The organism is Halobiforma nitratireducens JCM 10879 (assembly GCF_000337895.1).
Lineage (GTDB): Archaea > Halobacteriota > Halobacteria > Halobacteriales > Natrialbaceae > Natronobacterium > Natronobacterium nitratireducens.
Map to the genome: position 1 here is coordinate 1 of NZ_AOMA01000074.1, position 2,459 is coordinate 2,459.

3 protein-coding genes and 1 pseudogene are annotated in these 2,459 nt (G+C 47.9%); 3 read left to right on the forward strand and 1 reads right to left on the reverse strand.

What is annotated here, in order from left to right; genetic code table 11:
• Positions 1–334 precede the first annotated feature (334 nt).
• Positions 335–565 carry a winged helix-turn-helix domain-containing protein gene (locus C446_RS17920; RefSeq protein ID WP_006672438.1) on the reverse strand — a complete coding sequence of 77 codons (231 nt, stop codon included), beginning with the start codon at positions 563–565 and terminating at the stop codon, positions 335–337.
• A gap of 132 nt (positions 566–697) precedes the next feature.
• Here C446_RS17920 and C446_RS17925 point away from each other — a divergent pair, with 132 nt between their 5' ends.
• From C446_RS17925 to C446_RS19625, 3 genes and pseudogenes are all read left to right on the forward strand, one after another.
• Positions 698–1,357: a DNA methyltransferase gene (locus C446_RS17925; protein ID WP_006672439.1), complete on the forward strand. Its 660-nt coding sequence runs from the start codon at positions 698–700 to the stop codon at positions 1,355–1,357.
• The gene (locus C446_RS07285) at positions 1,357–2,142 is read left to right on the forward strand and encodes a DNA-methyltransferase (protein WP_006672440.1); all 786 of its coding nucleotides are present in this window, start codon (positions 1,357–1,359) and stop codon (positions 2,140–2,142) included. Before C446_RS17925 ends, C446_RS07285 begins: the two co-directional genes overlap by 1 nt.
• A gap of 70 nt (positions 2,143–2,212) precedes the next feature.
• Positions 2,213–2,459, forward strand: a pseudogene (locus tag C446_RS19625) (hypothetical protein); the annotation flags it as partial.

A 2,459-nucleotide genomic window follows, 5' to 3' on the forward strand; every position in this document is an offset into this window, starting at 1 on the left:
CTTCTTCGACTAATTCAGACAGTTCATCTAATAGTTCGTCCCTGTCTTCATACGAGATACCACCCCCATATTCATCTCTATCAACTCCAACCGTGAGTGCGTATTCGCTCATAGGTTGGATTGTTGAAGGCTGAACTTAACTTCTCGCCTACTTTCGGGTTGAGAAGGAGACAGCGGTTGAACCGCTCTCAGACTGAATCATTGTTGACACGGCGAGGGTGTTTATCTCTCGACATGACACATAGTTGGGCTTAAGGTGGCTGTATTACTGGGTGTGGTGGGGGTTGTGGTGTGCGGGCAGGCGGCAGTATATTGTTGCCTGCGTGCGGCTATATCACAGCTCTTCGGCTTCAATTATCATCTCTCCCTTTTTAGTGAGTTCGTATATTCGTCGTCGCCCATCTTCTTCGCTCTCTATGTATCCGTGGTCTTCGAGCTGCTCCAGATGTTCGTAGATGGTACTTCCTCGGACTTTGAGAGCTTTCGCTAAAATGTATCCGTGGGATGGATTGCCATTCAGTTCTCGGAGGATGTTCTTCTTTGCCTCCGTTAGAGTCAGTCCCATTGTCTGGCTGTTTATTTAGGTAGGCTTTAAGCTCTATATCCCCAAACACCTATGTATAGGTAATCACCTATGTATCAACAGGTGAAGCACGCATGATTAAGACTCCTCAAGACAAGAGGGAGAGGTAACTGGATGTATATCGTTGATGTTTATTCGGCTATTCAAGAGGGACATAGCCGTACAGAGATTGAGACGGGTATTTCTGAATTTTGTGAGGAGATATACGAGGAGATGTCTGAGGATGAAACGCTCTGGGTATTCGCTCCCAATCAGTACTCTACTGATGGGTGCTGGCCAGTGGGGATGTCATTAGCAGAATCTATCCGAGCTGAGTCTCCGTTGGTGTTGAAGAACATCATCTCGATTCATACAGAAGGGGGGAGTGGCGGAAACCTCCGACCAGTATACGAGGAGATTCTCTTCCTTGTCAAAGATAAGAGAGAGTATAAATTCAACAAGGACGCCATTCGTGTAGAGCATGTTTATAAAGGGAACGAGTGGGGTGGTGAGCGGGAAACAGGTTCGAGTGCGTACCACGACACAGAAGTTCGGAGGTACAACCCAGAAGGCAAAGACCCAGGGAATGTGTGGATAACTGAAGTGAGAGACGAGACACCGAACGAGGAGGTCGATGAGTCACTTCCATTCGACCGATATGAAGCGTTCCGCCGTTGTATCCGAGCAGGCTCAAATGAAGGTGAGACTGTGTTTACTGTCGGAGCGAATGGCTCAACCGAATCAATAATCGATGAAGAAGGTCGGAATCACGAAGTGCTGGAGGTGAATTTCTGATGAGCGTTTTAGATAGAGACGACCTCACAGTATTTTGGGAAACAAGCGAAGATATGAGCAGTCTTCAGGTATCCCCTCAATCTGTTATTACATCGCCACCATATTGGGACTTGAAGGATTACAGGCACGATGACCAAATCGGGGTTTCCGACGAGTCGTATGAGCATTATTTAGACCGACTGGATGCCGTCTGGTCGGAGTGCTATGATGCCTTGGATGAGTCGGGGACGATGTGGGTTGTCGTTGACACCGTGATGGACAGAGGTGATTTGAGACTTCTTCCATATCATATCGCACAGCGAGCTGAGGAAATCGGATTCACACTTCAGGATATGGTCGTCTGGCACAAGCCAACCGCTATCGCTGGGATGACGGCTCGAAACACGGTGAATAAAAAAGAATATGTGGTGTACCTCTCGAAGTCAGAAGAACACAAATTCAACGAGTTAGGTTCGGATGAGAATGGCGTCGAAGACCCTGCAATAGAAGAAGGAAAACCGTTAGGCAATCTGTGGAGGTTCCCTGTCAAACGAGGTTCAGTTGGGAACCAAGTACTCCACAAGGCACCGTATCCGATGTCTCTGATAAATCGGATAGTGCGAGTCTCTACCGATGAAGGAGATACTGTTCTTGACCCGTTCCTCGGTAGCGGGACGACGGCGTACTCTGCTCTCGACCTTGGACGGCGGTGTGTTGGATACGAGATTAACCAAGACTTCGAGAGTGTTATGGAAGACCGTTTATCAGACCTCAGTCAGTCCACTCTTGATAACGCTTGGCAATAGGTAGGTAGATACCTTTCCATAGGTGTCTACAAGTTTATTCATTATATTATGGCTTCAGTAACACGGCTATGTGCCTGACGACGACCTTTGGACTGACGACCTCGGGTATATCGATTTGGCAACTGACGAACGGAAGCAATTGAAGAGTGATACGAAGGACTTGTTGTGGAACCTCCATGAGAAACACCCCGAGATATTTGATTCGGAGCCACTCGAACCGTCTGACTACAAGCGAATGCGGAAGGACGCTCTCTTTTCTATTGGAGGCAGACTCAGACAAACACACGGAGCGGATAACGAAGACAAAGTGGAGCAGG